General features: G+C 65.9%; 18 protein-coding genes. 6 read left to right on the forward strand and 12 right to left on the reverse strand.

Annotation, left to right across the window (positions count from 1 at the left end; translation table 11 throughout):
* Window positions 1-9: 9 nt before the first annotated feature.
* The 10 genes from phoU to ATO3_RS00925 form a co-directional block, all read right to left on the reverse strand.
* Window positions 10-711, reverse strand: coding sequence for a phosphate signaling complex protein PhoU (gene phoU, locus ATO3_RS00880; RefSeq protein WP_088647912.1), 702 nt, complete (start codon window positions 709-711; stop codon window positions 10-12).
* A gap of 37 nt (window positions 712-748) precedes the next feature.
* Window positions 749-1,546: a phosphate ABC transporter ATP-binding protein PstB gene (gene pstB / locus ATO3_RS00885; RefSeq protein ID WP_088647913.1), complete on the reverse strand. Its 798-nt coding sequence runs from the start codon at window positions 1,544-1,546 to the stop codon at window positions 749-751.
* A 22-nt stretch (window positions 1,547-1,568) separates the two neighbouring features.
* Entirely contained in the window at window positions 1,569-2,936 is a 1,368-nt protein-coding gene (gene pstA / locus ATO3_RS00890) for a phosphate ABC transporter permease PstA (protein WP_088647914.1), read from the reverse strand.
* The gene (pstC, locus tag ATO3_RS00895; protein WP_088647915.1) at window positions 2,936-4,408 is read right to left on the reverse strand and encodes a phosphate ABC transporter permease subunit PstC; all 1,473 of its coding nucleotides are present in this window, start codon (window positions 4,406-4,408) and stop codon (window positions 2,936-2,938) included. The genes pstA and pstC overlap by 1 nt, the downstream gene beginning before the upstream one ends.
* A gap of 74 nt (window positions 4,409-4,482) precedes the next feature.
* Window positions 4,483-5,523, reverse strand: coding sequence for a substrate-binding domain-containing protein (locus tag ATO3_RS00900; protein WP_088647916.1), 1,041 nt, complete (start codon window positions 5,521-5,523; stop codon window positions 4,483-4,485).
* Window positions 5,524-5,886: 363 nt separating this feature from the next.
* Window positions 5,887-6,939 carry a sensor histidine kinase gene (locus ATO3_RS00905; RefSeq protein ID WP_088647917.1) on the reverse strand — a complete coding sequence of 351 codons (1,053 nt, stop codon included), beginning with the start codon at window positions 6,937-6,939 and terminating at the stop codon, window positions 5,887-5,889.
* A 58-nt stretch (window positions 6,940-6,997) separates the two neighbouring features.
* A complete protein-coding gene (locus tag ATO3_RS00910) occupies window positions 6,998-8,203 on the reverse strand; it encodes a trans-sulfuration enzyme family protein (protein ID WP_233151986.1) in 1,206 nt (401 codons plus the stop codon).
* Window positions 8,200-8,724, reverse strand: coding sequence for a gamma carbonic anhydrase family protein (locus tag ATO3_RS00915; protein ID WP_088647918.1), 525 nt, complete (start codon window positions 8,722-8,724; stop codon window positions 8,200-8,202). The genes ATO3_RS00910 and ATO3_RS00915 overlap by 4 nt, the downstream gene beginning before the upstream one ends.
* A complete protein-coding gene (gene gmk, locus ATO3_RS00920) occupies window positions 8,721-9,380 on the reverse strand; it encodes a guanylate kinase (RefSeq protein ID WP_088648678.1) in 660 nt (219 codons plus the stop codon). Before gmk ends, ATO3_RS00915 begins: the two co-directional genes overlap by 4 nt.
* Before the next feature lie 11 nt (window positions 9,381-9,391).
* Window positions 9,392-10,282: a YicC/YloC family endoribonuclease gene (locus ATO3_RS00925; RefSeq protein ID WP_088647919.1), complete on the reverse strand. Its 891-nt coding sequence runs from the start codon at window positions 10,280-10,282 to the stop codon at window positions 9,392-9,394.
* Between the two features lie 300 nt (window positions 10,283-10,582).
* Here ATO3_RS00925 and ATO3_RS00930 point away from each other — a divergent pair, with 300 nt between their 5' ends.
* Window positions 10,583-11,527: a PAS domain-containing protein gene (locus tag ATO3_RS00930; protein WP_269845397.1), complete on the forward strand. Its 945-nt coding sequence runs from the start codon at window positions 10,583-10,585 to the stop codon at window positions 11,525-11,527.
* A gap of 127 nt (window positions 11,528-11,654) precedes the next feature.
* Here ATO3_RS00930 and ATO3_RS00935 read toward each other — a convergent pair whose 3' ends face one another.
* Window positions 11,655-13,025 carry a class II 3-deoxy-7-phosphoheptulonate synthase gene (locus ATO3_RS00935; protein WP_088647921.1) on the reverse strand — a complete coding sequence of 457 codons (1,371 nt, stop codon included), beginning with the start codon at window positions 13,023-13,025 and terminating at the stop codon, window positions 11,655-11,657.
* A 161-nt stretch (window positions 13,026-13,186) separates the two neighbouring features.
* Here ATO3_RS00935 and ATO3_RS00940 point away from each other — a divergent pair, with 161 nt between their 5' ends.
* The gene (locus ATO3_RS00940) at window positions 13,187-14,215 is read left to right on the forward strand and encodes a GlxA family transcriptional regulator (protein ID WP_088647922.1); all 1,029 of its coding nucleotides are present in this window, start codon (window positions 13,187-13,189) and stop codon (window positions 14,213-14,215) included.
* Between the two features lies 1 nt (window position 14,216).
* On the forward strand, window positions 14,217-14,726 hold the full coding sequence (locus ATO3_RS00945; RefSeq protein WP_088647923.1) for a GNAT family N-acetyltransferase: 510 nt from the start codon (window positions 14,217-14,219) through the stop codon (window positions 14,724-14,726).
* 10 nt (window positions 14,727-14,736) lie between these two features.
* On the opposite strand, the gene ATO3_RS00950 is transcribed toward ATO3_RS00945, so the two are convergent.
* Window positions 14,737-15,831, reverse strand: a complete 1,095-nt coding sequence (locus tag ATO3_RS00950) for a PQQ-dependent sugar dehydrogenase (protein WP_088647924.1) — start codon at window positions 15,829-15,831, stop codon at window positions 14,737-14,739.
* A 222-nt stretch (window positions 15,832-16,053) separates the two neighbouring features.
* On the opposite strand from ATO3_RS00950, the gene ATO3_RS00955 reads away from it, so the two are divergent.
* From ATO3_RS00955 to ATO3_RS00965, 3 genes are all read left to right on the forward strand, one after another.
* A complete protein-coding gene (locus ATO3_RS00955) occupies window positions 16,054-17,235 on the forward strand; it encodes an ABC transporter substrate-binding protein (protein ID WP_088647925.1) in 1,182 nt (393 codons plus the stop codon).
* 92 nt (window positions 17,236-17,327) lie between these two features.
* Complete coding sequence (locus ATO3_RS00960; RefSeq protein WP_088647926.1) at window positions 17,328-18,113, forward strand: ABC transporter ATP-binding protein; 786 nt, start codon at window positions 17,328-17,330, stop codon at window positions 18,111-18,113.
* A gap of 48 nt (window positions 18,114-18,161) precedes the next feature.
* A complete protein-coding gene (locus tag ATO3_RS00965) occupies window positions 18,162-18,983 on the forward strand; it encodes an ABC transporter ATP-binding protein (RefSeq protein WP_088647927.1) in 822 nt (273 codons plus the stop codon).
* Window positions 18,984-19,008: the final 25 nt, after the last annotated feature.

A 19,008-nucleotide genomic window follows, 5' to 3' on the forward strand; every position in this document is an offset into this window, starting at 1 on the left:
CGTCTTCTCCTAGTTCACGTTCGAGGTCGTGTCGGCCTTGGGCCGGGCCTCGTCGGGGCGTTCGCCGGACACCAGATACACGACACATTCGGCGATCGCGGTCGCGTGGTCGCCCATCCGTTCCACATTCTTCGCAATGAAGTGCATGTGCATGAAGGGCGTGATCGTGCGCGGGTCTTCCATCATGAAGGTCAGGAATTCCCGGAACAGCGCGTTGTAGATCTGGTCCACCTCGCGGTCGCGGTCGATGACGTTGCGGGCCAGTTCCTCGTCACGCTGGATATAGGCATCGAGCGCGTCGTTGAGCATGCGTTCCACCTCGCGCGCCATGCGGCGCAGCGATGAGGTGCCCGAGGGCATCGGCGGAAGTTCGGCCAGCACATGGGTGCGCTTGGCCATGTTCTTGGCGTAATCGCCGATCCGTTCAAGGCTGGACGAGACCTTCATCACCGTCAGGATCAGGCGCAGATCGACCGCGGTGGGCGCGCGCAGGGCGATCAGCCGCGCGACCTCCTGGTTGATCAGTTCGTCAAGCTCGTCGATCGTCAGATCGCGTTCGACGGTGGAATTCGCAAGCTCGATGTCCAGCTCTTCGAGCGCGGCGGCCGCGTTGCGGATCGCCTCTTCGACAAGGCCGCCCATGCGCATGATCTGCGCCTGGATGGACTCCAGCTCGCGGTCGTAGGCGGTCTGAATATGCTGTGATTGCATGATGTTGGATACCGATGACTGGGCAGATCAGGTCCCCTTACCCGATGCGGCCTGTAATGTAACTTTCGGTGCGCGGATCTTCGGGGTTGGTGAAGATCTGGCCCGTCTCGCCGAACTCGACCAGATTGCCGAGGTGGAAGAAAGCGGTTTTCTGGCTGACCCGTGCGGCCTGCTGCATCGAGTGGGTCACGATGACGACCGAATAATTCCCGCGCAGCTCGTCGATCAGCTCCTCGACCTGGGCGGTCGCGATCGGATCGAGCGCCGAGCAGGGTTCGTCCATCAGCAGGACTTCCGGCTCGGTCGCCACGGCGCGGGCAATGCACAGCCGCTGCTGCTGACCGCCCGACAGGCCGGTGCCGGGGGCGTGCAGGCGGTCCTTCACCTCGTCCCAGATGGCACCGCGGCGCAGGGACTTTTCAACGATCTCGTCCAGATCCGCCTTGTTCTTGGCCAGCCCGTGGATGCGGGGGCCGTAGGCGATGTTGTCGTAGATCGACTTGGGGAACGGATTGGGCTTCTGGAACACCATGCCGACCTTGGCGCGCAGCTGCACCGGATCGACCTTGGCATCGTAGATGTTCTCGCCGTCGAGGTTGATGTTGCCCTCGACCCGGCAGATGTCGATCGTGTCGTTCATCCGGTTGAGGCAGCGCAGGAAGGTGGACTTGCCGCAGCCCGACGGGCCGATGAAAGCGGTGACCATCTTGTCCTGGATCTCGACGTCGACATCCTTGATGGCGTGGGTGTCACCATAGAAAACCTGCACGCCGCGGGCCGAGATCTTCACTTCCCTGGCGTCGACATCCACGCCGGACTTCGGGGTATCATACATAGGTTCGGTCCTCATTTGCATCTTACCAGCGGCGTTCGAAGCGGCGGCGGAGGATGATGGCGATGATGTTCATGGTCATCAGGAACAGGAGCAGGATGATGATGCCGCCCCAGGCGCGTTCATAATAGGCCGGGTCGGCGCGTTTCGACCATTCGTAGATCTGCGCCGGCATCGACGAGTTCGGATCGAGAAAGCCGGAGGCGATCCCTTCGGGATAGTTGGTCGCAATATAACCCACCATGCCGATCAGAAGAAGGGGTGCGGTTTCCCCCAGCGCCTGGGCCAGGCCGATGATCGTGCCGGTCAGGATGCCGGGCGCGGCAAGGGGGAGCACATGGTGAAACACCGCCTGCATCTTCGAGGCGCCGACACCCAGCGCGGCATCGCGGATCGACGGCGGCACCGCCTTCAGCGAGGCCCGCGTCGAGATGATGATCGTCGGCAGGGTCATCAGCGTCAGCACCAGGCCGCCGACCAGCGGCGCGGATTGCGGCAGATGCGCGAACTGGATGAACACCGCCAGGCCCAGGATACCGAAGACGATCGACGGCACCGCGGCCAGGTTCGAGATGTTGACCTCGATCAGGTCGGTGAAGCGGTTCTTCGGCGCGAATTCCTCGAGGTAGATCGAGGCGGCGACACCGATCGGCAGCGACAGCACCAGCACCACCAGCATCATGAAGAACGACCCGATCATCGCAACGCCGATCCCGGCCTGCTCGGGCCGGTTCTCCGAGGCATCGGCGCCGGTGATGAAGTCCCAGTTGAACTCGCGCTTGATGGTGCCGGCCTCGACCAGCTGATCCACCAGATCCAGATGCGCGGCGTCGATGTTCTTGTCGCGCGCCACGCTTTCGCGGGTCACCCGGTCCTTCATGTAGCCATCCACCCGCGAGGCGGCGAGGATGCGGAAATCCACCGTCTCGCCGATCTCGTCGGGGTTGGCCAGCACGTAGTCGCGCAGGATCGCGGGCGCCGAGGCCGAAACCATCTTGCGCATGTCCGAGGCGTCCTCGAGCGTGGTGGTCAGCCCTTCGGTCTGCTGCACCTGGTTGAAAATCGCCTGATCGATCAGCGGTGCATAGCCGAAGGTCGAGACCCGGCGCAGGTCGTCGGGATCGCGGTTGCCGTTGGGGTCCAGCACCTCTTCGTTCAGGTAGACCGGGACCTCGATGAAGGTCTGGGTGAAGGCCGGCACGCCCGAGCGCACGATCGAGACCAGCAGGATCACCAGGAAGAAGATGCCGATCCCGATGGCGGCGATGCCGTACATCTGGAACCGTTTCTCGGCGGCGTTGCGCTTCTTGGTGCGGTCGTCCGTGCCATACAGGGAGGACTTGCGCGCCTTCTTGGGGACATCTGCCCCCATGGGTGCGGTTGCGTCGGTCATTAGTCGTACTGCTCCCGGTATTTCTGCACGATGTGCAGGGCGAGAATGTTCATGCCAAGCGTGATCACGAAGAGGGACATGCCGAGGGCGAAGGCCACCAGCGCCTCGGGCGAGGAGAAATCGCTGTCACCGGTCAGCTGGCTGACGATCTTGGCGGTCACCGTGGTCATCGCCTCGAACGGGTTGAGCGACAGCCGTGCCGCGGCCCCTGCCCCCATGACCACGATCATGGTCTCGCCGATGGCGCGCGAGGCGGCCAGCAGGATGGCGCCGACGATGCCCGGCAGGGCGGCCGGCAGGATCACCTGCTTGATGGTTTCGGATTTCGTGGCGCCCAGCCCCAGCGAGCCGTCGCGCATCGCCTGCGGCACGGCGTTGATGATGTCGTCCGACAGCGACGACACGAAGGGGATCAGCATGATGCCCATCACCAGCCCGGCGGTCATGACCGACGAGGCGCCGCCCATCCAGCCCAGCCCGTCGCGGCCGAAGACCGTCGTCAGCATGGGCCCGATCGTCAGCAACGCGAAGAGACCGTAGACAATGGTCGGGATCCCGGCCAGCACCTCGAGCGCGGGCTTGGCGACCGAGCGCACGCGCGGCGAGGCATATTCCGAGAGATAGACGGCGGCGAACAGCCCGATCGGCACGGCCACGGACAGCGCGATGAACGAGATGTAGAGCGTCCCCCACAGCAGCGGGACGAAGCCCAGCTCGGACGAGCCGCCGCGGCCGGAGAAGCTGGGTGACCAGTTCAGGCCGAAGAAGAACTCGGTGAAGGGATAGATGCGGAAGAATTCGATCGTGTTGAAGATCAGCGACAGGATGATGCCGATCGTGGTCAGGATCGCGACCGAGGCGGCGGCGATCAGGATCGCGAGAATCACACGCTCCACCACGTTGCGGGCGCGGAAGTCCTTTTCGGTGCGCCGGTAGCCGAAGGCGAAGCCGCCAAGCGCGATCACCAGGGCCATCACGATCATGCCGACGTGCAGGATCTTCGAGGTGGCGCGGTATTCCTGCGCGGCGGCCAGGATGTTGCCGGTCACCTCGCCGGTGATCACCTGGCCCGCGTCGCGGAGGCGCTGTGCCATGTCGCTGGCGTTGGCGCCGGCATTGCGGGCCATCTCGTCCGAGATCGCGCCCATCGCGACCGCATTGTCGAGACCCTCTGCCACGCGGCGGACTTCGGCCATCACCAGGCCAAGGCTGGACCCTTCGCCGATGTCGGCCTCGGTGATCATCGCCGAAACATGGGTGTCGATATAAAGCGGAATGACGATCAGAGCGATGATGATGAAGGCGAAGGCCGGCACCAGCACCGAGAGAAGAACGTTGGAGCCATAATAGACAGGCAGGGAATGCAGACCGCGGCTGTCACCGCCGGCCGAAGCCATGGCGCGCCGGCGGCCAAGGACATAGCCCACGACGCCAATGATCAGGATGATTGCAATAAGCAACGACAGGGGCATAGTCCACCGCCTTTGATCTGTCGGAATGGAATGGGGGCGGCGCGATCCGCACCGCCCCCCACAAGGTCAGGCGATCAGGAGCCCGAGCCCATGGTGGTCAGGTTCGACACCTTCTCCTGGGTCTCTGCCAGTTCCGGGTCGGACACCAGGCCGTAGTTCGACAGCGGGCCGTTCGGGCCTGCGATCTCGTTCGACACGAAGAACTCTGCATATTCCTGCAGGCCGGGGATGACGCCGACATGTGCCTTCTTGATGTAGAAGTACAGCGGGCGCGACACCGGGTATTCACCGGAGGCGATCGACTCCGTGGTCGGCTCGACGCCGGACATGGTGGCGACCTTCAGCGTGTCGGTGTTGTTCTCGTAGAACGCCAGGCCGAAGACGCCGATGCCGTTGCGGTTGCCGTCGATGCGGGCCAGCGTCTCGGTGTAGTCGCCGTCGATGTCGACCGAACGGCCATCGGTGCGGACTGCGAGGCAGGCGTCCTCGGCTTCGTCTTCCGACATGCCGCCTTCGATCATGGCTTCCATGGCGCCGGTGGCTTCACAGCCGGCCGCGACCACTTTTTCCTCGAACACTTCACGGGTGCCGTGCTTGGTGCCCGGGATGAAGGCCAGGATTTCGGCGTCCGGCAGGTCGGCGTTGAAATCGGACCACTTGGTGTGCGGGTTGTCGACCAGCTCGCCGTCGACCATGACCTTCGGCGCCAGGGCGTTGAAGATGTCGGCGGGTTCGAAGGCCGTGAAGTCGGGGCCGTCCAGCTGGCTGGCGAAGACGATGCCGTCATAGCCGATGCGGACTTCGACGATGTCGGTGACACCGGCGTCGGCACAGGCCTTGATCTCTTTTTCGCGAATGGCGCGCGATGCGTTCGCGATGTCGATGGTGTTCTCGCCCACGCCTTCGCAGAAGCGCTTCAGACCGGCCGAGGAGCCGCCGGATTCGACAACCGGCGTCGGGAAGTCAAAGTTCTCACCGAAAGCTTCGGCAACGATCGAGGCATAGGGCAGGACGGTCGAGGAACCGGCGACCTGCACATTGTCACGTGCAGCGGCAGCAGTGGCCGACACGGCTGCGATAGCCAGTGTGGAAGCCGTCAGTTTCACAAAGGACATGTGAGTCTCCTAAAGGGTATCAAGTCTGGTCCCCTGCGTTGAGGACCTTGGCGCCCTCCCTAGGGATGGCACGTGTGGCTTTTGTGAAAGAAACGTAACAGCTGGATGACACTCGGCCCGGTATCGGGGAATTTCGACAAATTCTTTTTCGCGCCCTGTTTGGCGGGCCGGCGCCCTGCCCCCGAAATCCTGGTTTATCCCGCTGTTTCCAAACAGATTTCGGCCGGAAATCCAGTCGCATGACGCCTGACCGTCGGTAAAGCTGGACAACCCGACAACTTGGTAAATTCTCCGGACACCGAACCGAGTCACCCACTCACGGCCGGGAATCACCCCGGTCCGGCCGGCTGCGCGCGCCGAATGTCATGAGCGCGGCAGAATCACCGTGAAGACCGACCCCTCGCCCAGCTCGCTGTCCAGCCGCAGACGCCCTCGGTGCCGGTTCACGATATGCTTGACGATCGCCAGCCCCAGCCCAGTGCCGCCCAGCTCGCGCGAGCGGTGGCTGTCGGCCCGGTAGAAGCGTTCGGTCAGGCGCGGCAGGTGCACCGGGTCGATCCCCGGCCCCTTGTCGATCACCCGCACCCGCGCCGCCGGGGCCCGCACCGCCGGGTCGCGTTCAGAAGTGGTCAGCTCCAGGTGCACGCTCTTGCCCGAAGAGGCATAGGTGATCGCGTTGACGATCAGGTTGGTGAAAACCTGCTGCAACTGATCCGCATCTCCGGTCACGATCACCGGGTCGTCAGGGGCGGACATGGTCAGCTCCATCCCCGCATCCTCGGCCAGCGGCCGGACCGAGCGCAACGTGCTGTCGAGGATGCCGGTGAGGTCCACCGTCTCGCGCGGGCGGATCCGTTCCTCGTCCTCGACGCGGCTGAGCGAGAGCAGGTCGCCCACCAGCCGGTTCATCCGCGCCGCCTCGCCCTCCATGATCTGCAGGAACCGGTCGCGGGCCGCGGCATCGTCCCGGGCCGGTCCGCGCAGGGTCTCAATGAAGCCCATGATCGCGGTCAGCGGCGTGCGCAGCTCGTGGCTGACATTGGCGACGAAATCGCGCCGCATCTTGCCGGCCTGTTCCAGGTGGGTGATGTCCTGAAAGCAGATCAGCAGGGCGCCGGCATTCACCGCGCCGATGCCGTTCACATAGCGGCATGTGACCTCGTACTCGATGTCGCGCACGCCATCGTTCGCCAGGTGCCGCGCGCTGCGCGGAAGCCTGTCGCGCAGGCTGTCCTCGACCACCTGAAGCACCTGCGGCTGGCGCAGGATGGTCGCAAAGTGCCGCCCCACGATCTGCTGACCGAGGAGCGACAGCGCCCCCGTGTTGGCCGCGATGATCCGTTCGGACTGGTCGATCACCACACCGGGCAGCGGCACCGCCGCCAGCGTGTCACCGATCAGGTCGGCCGTACTCATCGTCGTCTCTCCCCGTAGTTGCAACGTCCCGAGCCGGTCTGACCGATGATTGTAACCGTTATGCTGTGGCCGCGGCGATTGCGCGGGTAAAGACCGCCAGAAGCGCCTCGGGCTCCTCGAGCCCGACGGAGACGCGGAAGAAGCCCTCGGACATCCCCAGCGCCTCGCGCGCCTCGGCCGTCAGGCCTCGGTGCGAGGAGGAGGCGGGATGCGACAGCGTGGTGCCCGCATCGCCCAGCGTTGGCGCAAAGCTGAGCCCCTCGGCCGCGCGGGCAAAGGCATTGGCCGCCGCCCGTCCGGCCCGGGCACCGCCCTCGCCGAAGTCGAGCTCGAAGCTGACCATGTTGCAGCCGTGGCTATCCAGAAGCGCCATCGCGCCGGCATGATCGGGGTGATCGGCCCGACCGGGGTACAGTACGCGCTTCACCCCCGCCTGCGCCGCAAGGTGATCGGCCAGACGCGCGGCCGTCGCCTCGGCCCGGTCGAAGCGCAGGTCGAAGCTGAGCATCCCGCGCTCGGCCAGCCAGCAATCGAAGGGGCTGGGCGTCATGCCCGTGGTGACGGAAAAGATCCGCATCCGCTCGGTCAGCGCGGGATCCTTCGCCACGACATAGCCCAGCATCGCATCGGAATGGCCCGCCAGAAGCTTGGTGATCGAATGCAGCACGATATCGGCGCCATGGTCGAACGGCCTGAAGGCGCGCGGCGTGGTGAAGGTGTTGTCCACCACCAGCAGCAGCCCCTTCGCCTTGCAGAGCGCGGCCAGCCCGTCGATATCGGCCAGCCGCAGCGTCGGGTTCGACAGCACCTCGACCAGCACCATCTTCGTCTCGGGCCGGATCGCCGCCTCGACCGAGGCGACATCGCCGGGATCGGCCAGCGTCGTGGCGATGCCCAGCCGCGGCAGGTCCTCGGCCATCAGCCGCAGAGACCGGCCGTACAGCTGGTTGCCCCCGATCACGTGATCGCCCGTCTTCAGCAGCCCCATCAGAACGGCCGAAACCGCCCCCATGCCCGAGCCGGTGACAACCCCGCCCTCGGCGCCTTCCATGGCATCCAGCCGCGCGGCCACGACCTGCGCGTTGGGATGGCCCTCGCGCGAATAGGTAAAGCCCTGGGCGCGGCCCTCGTACTGGTCGTCCAGCGCGTCGGGGCTTTGAGAGGAATAGACCACCGACGGGCTCAGCGGTGTCACCACCGGCCAGCTGGAGCTTTCCGGCAGGCCCTCGGGCCGCATCAGCGACCCCTTCACGTTTCGTCTCATGCAACCCTCGTCAGTCCGCTGCGGAAGCGGCGCATGTTCTTCCGATACCCTTCGGCGGTCTTCGACAGCCGCGCGATCGCCTCGCCGTCCAGCTGGCGGACCACCTTGCCCGGCGCGCCCATCACCAGCGATCCCGGCGGGATCTCCTTTCCTTCCGTGATCAGGGCCCCTGCCCCGATCAGGCAATTGTCGCCGATCACCGCGTGGTTGAGGATGATCGCGCCCATGCCCACCAGGGTGTTGTTGCCGATGGTGCAGCCATGCAGCATCGCCTTGTGCCCGATCGAGCAATCGCGCCCGATGGTCAGCGGCGCGCCCATGTCGGTGTGGCAGACCACGTTTTCCTGCAGGTTCGATCCGGCGCCGACAATGATCGGCTCGTTGTCGCCGCGCAGGGTGCAGCCGAACCAGACCGAGGCCGCCTCTTCCAGCACCACGCGGCCGATCAGGTTGGCGTCGGGCGCCACCCAGCTGTCTTGGTGGAGGTCCGGGTGGATCCCGTCCAGGGCATAGATGGTCATGGCAGCTCCTCGAATTCCAGTTGCAGGGCGCGGACGTGGTCGGTCAGGTCGGGCCGCTGGATCCGGCGCAGGCGCGTGGCTTCGATGATGGTTTTCAGCCGCGCCTCGGTCGCGTCCAGGTCGTCGTTGACCAGAACGAAATCATAGCCGTCCCAGTGGCTGATCTCGTCCCAGCTTTTCTGCATGCGGCGCTTGATCACCTCGTCATCGTCCTGGCCGCGCGCCTCGAGCCGGCGGCGCAGTTCGGCGATGGAGGGCGGCAGCAGGAAGATCGACAGCGTGTGCTGGCCCAGGGCCGAGTTCCGGATCTGCTGGGCGCCCTGCCAGTCGATGTCGAACAGCACGTCCTGCCCGGCGTCGATCGCCACCTGCACGGGCTGGCGGGGCGAGCCGTAGAAATTGCCGAAGACATGGGCGTGTTCCAGCATGCCACCATCGGCGACCTGCGTCTTGAAGGCATGTTCCGTCAGGAAATGGTAATCCTGCCCGTCCACCTCTCCCGGGCGCGGCGGGCGCGTGGTGGCCGACACGGAAAAGACGATGCTGTCGTCCCAGTCGCGCAGACGCCGCGCGAGGGTGGATTTGCCCGCGCCCGAGGGCGAGGACAGGATGACAAGCAGGCCTCGGCGGCTGATCTTCGGGGGGGTCTGGGGCATGTCGCGCATTGTCATTCCACGTTCTGTACCTGTTCGCGGATCTGGTCGATCACCGCCTTGAGCTCCAGCCCCACCGCGGTCAGCTCGCTCGACTGCGACTTGGCGCAGAGCGTGTTGGCCTCGCGGTTGAACTCCTGCATGAGGAAATCAAGCTTGCGCCCCACCGGCCCGCCCTTGTCGAGCAGGTCGCGCGCGGCGGTCACATGGGCCGCGAGGCGGTCGATTTCCTCTGTCACGTCGGCCTTCACCGCCAGAAGCGCCAGTTCCTGCGCAATACGGTCGGGATCGGCGGCATCGGCGCTTTCCATCACCCGGGCGAGATTGCCGCGCAGGGCCTCGGCCATCAGCGACTTGCGCGCCTCGGCCAGGCCGGCGGCCTCGCGGGCCAGCGTTTCGACCCGGTCCAGCTGCTCCAGAAGCACCTTCTGCAGCGCGTTGCCCTCGGATTTGCGCATGGCCAGGAAATCGGCCAGCACGTCGGGGAATTCGGCCTTCAGCGCGGCGGCCAGCGGCGCGGCCTCGTCCTCGCCGCCGGCAGCTTCCCAGACGCCGCGCAGCGACAGCAGGTCGGACGCGCGCGAGGGCTGGAGAACCAGGCCCCGGTCCTCGGCGCGTCGTTCGGTTTCGGCCAAAGCCTCGATCACGGTGTCCAGCACCGCCATGTTCAGCTGCAGCGCCGCGCCGTCATCGCCGCGCTGCAGGCGCAGCGACAGGGCGATGTTGCCCCGCTTGACCGCTTTACCCAGGTCCGCGCGCAGGGCGGTTTCCAGCCCATCCAGCCAGTCCGGCACGCGCAGCCGCAGGTCGAGCCCCTTGGCATTGACGCTGCGCAGCTCCCACGCCCAGGTGAAGGCCCCCAGGGCGCCGCGCGCCGCGGCGAAACCGGTCATCGACATGATCATGGGGCGCATTTCCTTCACCTAGAATTGGGAGGCAGCTAAAGCAAAGCCTCCCCAAAGGGCAAGCCCCCCGCCCCGGCCCAGCCCTGTCTCGCCCCGGCGCCCACGTCTTGCGAGGCAGAGTGATTAACCAACCCTGAAGGAAACACTGAAAACTTTCCGCAACTCGTGGCACGTTAACACTTGGGTAATCATTTCGCCGGTAAGCTCTTGGGGGGCATCCTCCGGCGGGATGCACATGTGGTGGAAATCGAGGTAATAGAAGTGTTTAGACGCAATTCCGTGCCGCCGGGCAATGGAAAGGTGATTCAGTTGGATCGGTTCCTGGACGGGGTCAGCCTGTCACCCATTCGACAAATCGAAGCTTATTGGACAGCGCTTCGCGAGGATGGCGGGATCCCTATGCGCTCGCAGATCGATCCGCGAGGTATGAGCGATACGCTGGAATTCACTTTCATACTGGAACGCATCGCGCCGGGCATGGCCCGGTTTCGCATCGCCGGGCAGCACCTGTGCGGCCTTGCAGGGATGGAGGTGCGCGGCATGCCTCTGACGGCCTTCTTCACACCCGTTTCTCGGCCCGAGATCGCGGCCACGCTGGAGCATGTCTTCGATACTCCGGCTGTCGCGGAACTCGACCTGCGGGGCGAGGTCGCGCGCACCGGCGCGCCCTCGACCTCGGCGCGGATGCTGATGATGCCGCTGAAAAGCGATTTCGGCCGCGTGGACCGGATCCTGGGCGCATTGATGTCGACCGAAGGCCGACGGCCCACCCGCGCGCCGATCCGCTTCGAGGTGGCCTCGGTCCAGCTGCGCGAGCTTGACGGGATGCCGGCCGATACCTCCGGCCCGAAAACGCCAAACGGGTTCGACCCTTCGAAAGTGCCGCCGGGCTTCGGCGAGGCGACCGAGGAATTCGCCACCGCGCCGCGCCCCGAGATCGTGCATGACGCGGAGCCCGAGGTCGTGCATGAGGTGGACGCCTGTGCCACGCCGCAGGACCGCCCGGAGTTGCGCCCCGAGACGCTGAGCAAGCCCGCCGACAAGGATGAGACCGCCGCGCCGCGGCCCGCTCGCCCGGCCTGGGAAGATCCCGCGCTGCGCGCCGAGCGCCCCGTCGACCGTTTCGGCACCCCGCGTCAGCCGCGAAACGAGGCTGGCAAGGACGCAGGGGCAGAGCGTCCCGCCTCCTCCCCGCGCCGTGCCGGAAACGTGCCCTATCTGCGCCTGGTTAAGTCCGACGACTGAACGCCGCGACCCGGAAAGCGCCGGGTCCGGGCCATCGGGCACGCCGACCGACCCGCGAGAATGAAAAAACGCCGCGCATCCCTGCGCGGCGTTTTTCTCTTTTGTCTCGCCTGATTGCGACCTGCGCTCAGACTGCGGCGCGGGTCTGCCCGTCCTGCCGGCGCGAGGTCAGTTCCTCGGCCACGAGGAAGGCCAGTTCCAGCGACTGGCTGGCGTTCAGACGCGGGTCGCAGGCGGTGTGATAACGATCCGAAAGGGTGTCGTCGGTCACCGCATGCACGCCGCCGGTGCATTCGGTCACGTCCTGGCCGGTCATCTCGAAATGCACGCCGCCGGGGATCGTGCCCTCGGAGGAATGCACCTCGAAGAATTCCCGCACCTCGCGCAGCACGCTGTCGAAGGGCCGGGTCTTGTAGCCCGAGGACGACTTGATCGTGTTGCCGTGCATCGGGTCGCAGACCCAGACCACGTTGGCGCCCTCTTCCTCGACCGTCTTGATCAGGCGCGGCAGGTGATCGCCCACCGACCCTGCGCCGAAGCGCGAGATCAGCGTCAGCCGGCCGGCTTCGTTGTTCGGGTTCAGCGTGGCCATCAGGCGCTTGAGATCGTCCGAGGTCATCGACGGGCCGCACTTCAGGCCGATCGGGTTCATCACGCCGCGGCAATATTCCACATGCGCGCCGTCGGGCTGGCGCGTGCGGTCGCCGATCCAGATCAGGTGGCCCGACCCCGCCAGCCAGCGGCCGGAAGTCGAATCCTGGCGTGTCAGCGCCTCTTCGTACTCCAGCAGAAGGCTTTCGTGGCTGGTGTAGAAATCCACGGTCGAGAATTCATGGCTGGTCGCCTGGTCGATACCGGCGGCGGCCATGAAGTCGATGGAATCCTGGATCCGCGAGGCCATCTCGCGGTACCGCTCGGCCTCGGGGCCGTCGGTGAAGCCCAGCGTCCAGGCGTGGACACGGTGCATGTCCGCGAAACCGCCCGAGGAGAACGCCCGGATCAGGTTCAGCGTCGCGGCGGCCTGGGTGTAGGCCTGCAGCATCTTCGCCGGGTCCGGGATCCGGGATTCCGGCGTGAAGGCCAGGTCGTTGATGATGTCACCGCGGTAGCTGGGCAGCTCGACGCCGTTCACCGTCTCGGTCGGGGCCGAGCGCGGCTTGGCGAATTGCCCGGCCATGCGGCCGACCTTGATCACCGGCACCTTGGCGCCATAGGTCAGCACCATGGCCATCTGCAGCATCACGCGGAACGTGTCGCGGATGCCGTCGGCGCTGAATTGTTCGAAGCTCTCAGCGCAATCGCCGCCCTGCAGCAGGAATGCCTCGCCCCGGGCGGCCTTGCCCAGTTCGTCGCGCAGTTTGCGTGCCTCGCCGGCAAAGACCAGCGGGGGATATTTCGAGAGCTGTGCCTCGACCGCGTTCAACGCGGCGGCATCGGTATAATCCGGCATCTGCACGCGCGGTTTGTTGCGCCAGCTGCTCTTGAGCCAATCCGTCATGTCGTCCCCTCCGTCAGGTCCATGGCGCATCCCTATACAAAAGCTGTCCACAGGTTGCCATAACCGATTTGCGACACTTGACGCAGGCCAACAACCCGAAGCACCCTTGCCGCCATCCCGTTGACAGCGACGATCGCGGGGCGCGAATCAAGGACCAGCCGATGTCGAACGATCACCTGCAAAGCCTCGCATCCGGTACCGCGCCGCGCCCGGTCCCCACTGCACCGGACAAGCCGCGCCGCTTCGTCTTCCTGCTGCTGGACAGGTTCAGCATGCTGTCGTTCTCGTCGGCCGTGGAATGCCTGCGCATCGCCAACCGCATGAGCGAGCGCAATCTTTATGCCTGGACCCTCATCGGAGAAGGCGGAAACCTCGTCAGCTGCTCGGCCGGGACGACCTTCAAGCTGGACGACGACCTGATCGAGCTGACGCGCGACGACACCGTCCTGGTCTGCGCCGGGCTGGACGTGCAGACGGCCACGACGAAGAAGGTGCTGAACTGGCTGCGGCGCGAGGCGCGCAAGGGTCTGCCGATGGGCGGGCTGTGCACGGCGGCGCATTCGCTGGCCATGGCCGGGCTGCTGGACGGCAAGCGCGCGACGATCCACTGGGAAAATCAGGACAGTTTCGGAGAGGCCTTCGACGCGGTCGAGCTGACGAAGTCGGTCTTCGTGGTCGACGGCAACCGGATGACCACCGCCGGGGGGACCTCGTCGATCGATCTGATGCTGAAGCTGATCGCGGACGATCACGGAGAGGAGCTTGCCAATGCGGTGGCGGACCAGCTGATCTATTCCTCGATCCGCACCGACCAGGATACGCAGCGCCTGTCGGTCCCGACCCGCATCGGCGTGCGCCATCCCAAGCTGAGCCAGGTGATCCAGGTGATGGAACGCAACATCGAGGAGCCGATCAGCCCCGCGGTGCTGGCGCGCGAGGTCGGCATGTCCACGCGGCAGCTGGAACGGCTCTTCCGCCGCTACCTGAACCGCTCGCCCAAGCGTTACTACATGGAACTGCGCCTGCAGAAGGCGCGCAACCTGCTGATGCAGACCGACATGAGCGTGATCAACGTCGCGCTGGCCTGCGGCTTTGCCTCGCCCTCGCATTTCTCGAAATGCTACCGGTCGCATTACGACACCACGCCCTACCGCGAACGCGGTACCCGAGGCACGCGGCTGTCGGTCTGACATGGTCCGGACCGCGCGGCTGCTGCTGCGCCCGCCCGTTCCCGAAGACCTTGACCGGCTGCATGCGATCTACAGCGATACGGCCGCCATGAGACACTGGTCCTGCGCGCCCCACACGACACTGGATCAGACCGCCGGGCTCCTCGAGGACCTGATCGCCAACGAACGCGACCTCGGCCCGGAATGGGTGATCGAACGCGAGGGCGCGCTGATCGGTCGGATCGGGCTCTGGCAGCGGTGGGAATTCGGCTACATCCTGCATCCCGATCACTGGGGCCAGGGGCTGGCCACCGAGGCGGTCCGCGCCTTCCTGCCCCAGGCCTTCGCGCGCCACCCCGAGATGGAGACGCTGACCGCCGACATCGACCCGGTCAACATCGGATCGGCCCGGGTGCTGGAAAAGGCGGGCTTTGCCGTGACGGGCCATGCAACAGACACCTATTGCATCGACGGCGTCTGGTCCGACAGCACCTATTACGCGCTGCCGCGCAGCGCATGCTCATTGCCCTGACCTGTGCGTCTCAGCCCGGCGTCATCCGGTAGACCGCGCCGTCCATGACCGAGATGAACCAGATCGCGCCGTCGGGGCCTTCGACGATGTCGCGCACGCGGCCTGTCGTCTCGCCCTCGATCTGTTCGCGTTCGTCCAGCGGCGTGCCGTCCAGCCGCGAGATGTAATCGAACTTCAGCGAGCCCACGAAGAGATCGCCGCGCCAGTCCGGCCAGAGCGCGCCGGAATAGACCAAGAGCCCCGAGGGCGCCATGGAAGGATCCCAGTAATGCATCGGCTGCTCCATGCCCGGCTTCGACGTGCCCTCGCCGATCTTGGTGCCGTTGTAGTTCACCCCGTAGGAGATCACCGGCCATCCGTAATTGGCGCCCTTCTCAATCAGGTTGACCTCGTCGCCGCCGCGCGCCCCGTGTTCCGAAACCCAAAGCCGCCCCTGCGCGTCCAGCCCCGCGCCCTGCGGGTTGCGGTGGCCATAGCTCCAGATTTCCGGGCGCACGCCCTCCTGCCCGACAAAGGGGTTGTCCGAGGGCACGGTGCCGTCGCGGTTCACCCGGATGACCGACCCGTTGTAGGCCGAGCGGTCCTGCGCCAGCTGGCCCTGTCCGCGATCTCCGATGGTGACAAAGAGCCTGCCATCCGGCGCCTCGACCACGCGCGATCCGAAGTGGCGGCCGGCGGAACTGGCCGGGGTCATTTCGAAGATCGTGCGGACGTCGGTGAGGCGGCTTCCGTCCTCGCTTAGCCGTGCGACGGCAAGCGCGGTGCCGGCGCCGCCGCGCATGGGGCGGGAATAGGTCAGGAAGATTTCGCGGCTGGTGGCGAAGTCGCGGGCGACGGTGACATCGAGCAACCCGCCCTGCCCGCTGGCCCGCACATCCGGCACGCCCGAGACGCGGCGGCTTTGGCCATCCGCGATCAGCAGCAGGTCACCGCCGCGTTCCGTGACCAGCACGCCGCCCCCGGGCAGCAGGCCGATGGCCCAGGGCGTCTCCAGCCCCTCGACCATCGGATCGATCCGGACGGGACCGGCCGAGGTCTGCAGGGTTTCGGCCGCGGCCGGCAGGCCGAACGTGACCAGGGATAGAAGAGTGAGCGCGCGGCGCATGGCTTGGCCTCCTGCGGTCTGGGAACGGAATGTGCTTCGGGTCACGTGCAAGACTAGTGTCTTTCGCCTGCCCGTCTGCCGGGCTCGCGCCATTGTCATCCCCCCGTCATCCCCACGTCATCGCCCGTCATTGCGCCGGACCCTGCGTGAGGGGGCTTTTCTTTTGCAAACGGCTTGTTACGGTCTTCAGCGAACATCTGTTCCAACACGGGAGACAAAACAATGAAAAAGCTGCTTGCCGCCACTGCGGCTGCCGCTCTGACGGCCGGGGCTGCCCAGGCCGAGGACATCAAGATCGGCATCATCCTGGGCTTCACCGGCCCGATTGAATCGCTGACGCCGTCCATGGCCGACGGCGCCGAGCTGGCCATCAAGGAAGTGTCGGACAGCGGGCTGCTGCTGGATGGCTCCACCGTGACCCCGGTCCGCGCCGACAGCACCTGTGTCGATGCCGGCGCCGCGACGGCCGCGGCCGAACGCCTGATCACCTCGGACGGGGTCAAGGGCATCATGGGCGCGGATTGCTCGGGCGTGACCAGCGCGATCCTGTCGAATGCCGCGGTGCCGAACGGCGTCGTGATGATCTCGCCCTCCGCCACCTCGCCGGCGCTTTCGACCGCCGACGACAACGGCCTGTTCTTCCGCACCGCGCCGTCGGATGCCCGCCAGGGCGTCGTGATGACCGAGGTGCTGATGGAACAGGGGATCGAGGAAGTCGCGGTCACCTATACCAACAACGATTACGGCAAGGGCCTGGCCGACAGCTTCCAGGCAGCCTTCGAAGAGGCCGGCGGCACGGTGACGATCAACGCCGCGCATGAAGACGGCAAGGCGGATTACTCGGCCGAAGTCGGCGCGCTGGCATCCGCCGGCGGTGACCGGCTGGTGGTCGCGGGCTACGTCGACCAGGGCGGATCGGGCATCGTGCGCGCGGCTCTCGACACCGGCGCCTTCGACACGTTCCACTTCCCCGACGGCATGATCGGCACGCAGCTGGAGGCCAATTTCGGCGACGAGATCGAGGGATCGACCGGACAGCACCCAGGCACCGACAGCGAGGGCGCCACGGTCTTCGCCGAGATCGTCGGTGACGCCTTCGACAGCACATCGCCCTTCACGCCGGAAAGCTATGACGCCGCGGCGCTGATGCTTCTGGCGATGCAGGCGGCGGGATCGTCGGATCCGTCGGTCTACAAGGACAAGGTCATGGAGGTCGCCAACGCCCCCGGTGAGCCGATCCTGCCCGGCGAGCTGGGCAAGGCGCTGGAGATCCTCGCCGAGGGCGGCGATGTCGACTACGTCGGCGCCACCGCGGTCGAGCTGATCGGCCCTGGCGAAAGCGCCGGCAACTACCGCGAGATCGTGGTCGAGGATGGCGTCATCTCGACCGTGAAGTACCGCTGACCCGAGGTTACGGCCTCTGACCGCCGGCCCGGGTCTTGCGCCCGGGCCGGATTGATACGTAGACGCCGGAAAACGGCGCGGGGGATGGACGCATGATCGTCGTCGAGGATCTGCACAAGCATTTCGGGGGGTTCCACGCGGTGGATGGCGCCTCGCTGGAGATTTCCGGGGGCTCGATCACCGGGCTGATCGGGCCCAATGGCGCGGGCAAGACCACGCTGTTCAACGTGATCGCGGGCGTGCTGGAGCCGACCTCCGGCAGGGTGACGATGGATGGCGAGGACATCACCGGGCTGCCACCGCATGACCTGTTTCACAAGGGGCTGCTGCGCACGTTCCAGATCGCGCACGAGTTCTCCTCGATGACCTGCCGCGAGAACCTGATGATGGTGCCGGGCGGACAATCGGGCGAAACGCTGTGGAACACCTGGTTCGGACGGAAGCGTATCGCCGACGAGGAACGCGCGCTGGCCGCCAAGGCCGACGAAGTGCTGGAGTTTCTCACCATCGAGCACCTGGCCGATCACAAGGCGGGCCAGGTTTCGGGCGGTCAGAAGAAGCTGCTGGAGCTGGGGCGCACCATGATGGTCGACGCGCGGATCGTCTTTCTGGACGAGGTCGGCGCGGGCGTGAACCGCACGCTGCTGAACACGATCGGCGACGCGATCGTCCGACTGAACAAGGAGCGCGGCTATACCTTCGTGGTGATCGAGCATGACATGGATTTCATCGGCCGGCTTTGCGACCCGGTGATCTGCATGGCCGAGGGCAAGGTGCTGGCCGAGGGGACGCTGGACGAGATCAAGGCCAACGAGCAGGTGATCGAGGCCTATCTGGGCACCGGGCTGAAGAACAAGGCCGCCGCGGGCGCGGGCTGAGGGGGCGGGATTGGGTATTTCTGCAAAGATGAAGAATGGACGTGGCGCGTGAGCGGCGGGGCCTATGATGATCGCGGCAACCGGGATCGCTCGATTGCCAACCCGGACGGCGTGGGCACTCTGGTGGCGCGGCCGGGGACGAAGGGTGCGCGGCAGACGGCGGAGGCGTTCCTGATCGGGGACAGCATGACGGGCGGATATGGGGCTGGGCCCGACATCCTGCATGACTGCACGGTGGCGGTGAACCGGGGCGAGATCGCAGTGATCGTGGGCCCCAATGGCGCGGGCAAGTCAACGGCGATGAAGGCGATCTTCGGCATGCTGGACCTGCGGCAGGGGTCGGTGCGGCTCGACGGTCAGGACATCACCGATCTCAGCCCGCAGGACCGGGTGGTGAACGGGATGGGCTTCGTGCCTCAGACCTCGAACATTTTCACCTCGCTCACGGTTGAGGAGAACCTTGAGATGGGCGCCTTCATCCGGCGCGACGATTTTTCCGGAACCATGGCGCAGATCTATGACCTGTTTCCGATCCTGAAGGAAAAGCGCAATCAGCCGGCCGGAGAGCTTTCGGGCGGGCAGCGCCAGCAGGTGGCGGTGGGCCGCGCGCTTATGACGGAGCCCAAGGTACTGATGCTGGATGAGCCCACCGCCGGGGTCAGCCCCATCGTGATGGATGAACTTTTCGACCGGATCATCGAGGTGGCGCGGACGGGGATCCCAATCCTGATGGTGGAACAGAACGCGCGCCAGGCGCTGGAGATCGCGGACAAGGGATACGTGCTGGTGCAGGGGCGGAACGCTTACACGGGCACCGGCAAGGAGCTGCTGGAGGACCCCGAGGTGCGGCGGAGTTTCCTGGGCGGATGAGCGGTGCGGAACAGCGACGCGGTGG

Origin of the sequence: Marinibacterium profundimaris (assembly GCF_002210095.1) — a bacterium.
GTDB classification, from domain to species: Bacteria; Pseudomonadota; Alphaproteobacteria; order Rhodobacterales; family Rhodobacteraceae; genus Marinibacterium; species Marinibacterium profundimaris.

Excerpts from the sequence above, each read along its gene's own strand:
- phoU (WP_088647912.1), bottom strand. The coding sequence starts at position 711 with ATGCAATCACAGCATATTCAGACCGCCTACGACCGCGAGCTGGAGTCC.
- pstB (WP_088647913.1), bottom strand. The coding sequence starts at position 1,546 with ATGTATGATACCCCGAAGTCCGGCGTGGATGTCGACGCCAGGGAAGTG.
- pstA (WP_088647914.1), bottom strand. The coding sequence starts at position 2,936 with ATGACCGACGCAACCGCACCCATGGGGGCAGATGTCCCCAAGAAGGCG.
- pstC (WP_088647915.1), bottom strand. The coding sequence starts at position 4,408 with ATGCCCCTGTCGTTGCTTATTGCAATCATCCTGATCATTGGCGTCGTG.
- ATO3_RS00900 (WP_088647916.1), bottom strand. The coding sequence starts at position 5,523 with ATGTCCTTTGTGAAACTGACGGCTTCCACACTGGCTATCGCAGCCGTG.
- ATO3_RS00905 (WP_088647917.1), bottom strand. The coding sequence starts at position 6,939 with ATGAGTACGGCCGACCTGATCGGTGACACGCTGGCGGCGGTGCCGCTG.
- ATO3_RS00910 (WP_233151986.1), bottom strand. The coding sequence starts at position 8,203 with ATGAGACGAAACGTGAAGGGGTCGCTGATGCGGCCCGAGGGCCTGCCG.
- ATO3_RS00915 (WP_088647918.1), bottom strand. The coding sequence starts at position 8,724 with ATGACCATCTATGCCCTGGACGGGATCCACCCGGACCTCCACCAAGAC.
- gmk (WP_088648678.1), bottom strand. The coding sequence starts at position 9,380 with ATGCCCCAGACCCCCCCGAAGATCAGCCGCCGAGGCCTGCTTGTCATC.
- ATO3_RS00925 (WP_088647919.1), bottom strand. The coding sequence starts at position 10,282 with ATGATCATGTCGATGACCGGTTTCGCCGCGGCGCGCGGCGCCCTGGGG.
- ATO3_RS00935 (WP_088647921.1), bottom strand. The coding sequence starts at position 13,025 with ATGACGGATTGGCTCAAGAGCAGCTGGCGCAACAAACCGCGCGTGCAG.
- ATO3_RS00940 (WP_088647922.1), top strand. The coding sequence starts at position 13,187 with ATGTCGAACGATCACCTGCAAAGCCTCGCATCCGGTACCGCGCCGCGC.
- ATO3_RS00945 (WP_088647923.1), top strand. The coding sequence starts at position 14,217 with ATGGTCCGGACCGCGCGGCTGCTGCTGCGCCCGCCCGTTCCCGAAGAC.
- ATO3_RS00950 (WP_088647924.1), bottom strand. The coding sequence starts at position 15,831 with ATGCGCCGCGCGCTCACTCTTCTATCCCTGGTCACGTTCGGCCTGCCG.
- ATO3_RS00955 (WP_088647925.1), top strand. The coding sequence starts at position 16,054 with ATGAAAAAGCTGCTTGCCGCCACTGCGGCTGCCGCTCTGACGGCCGGG.
- ATO3_RS00960 (WP_088647926.1), top strand. The coding sequence starts at position 17,328 with ATGATCGTCGTCGAGGATCTGCACAAGCATTTCGGGGGGTTCCACGCG.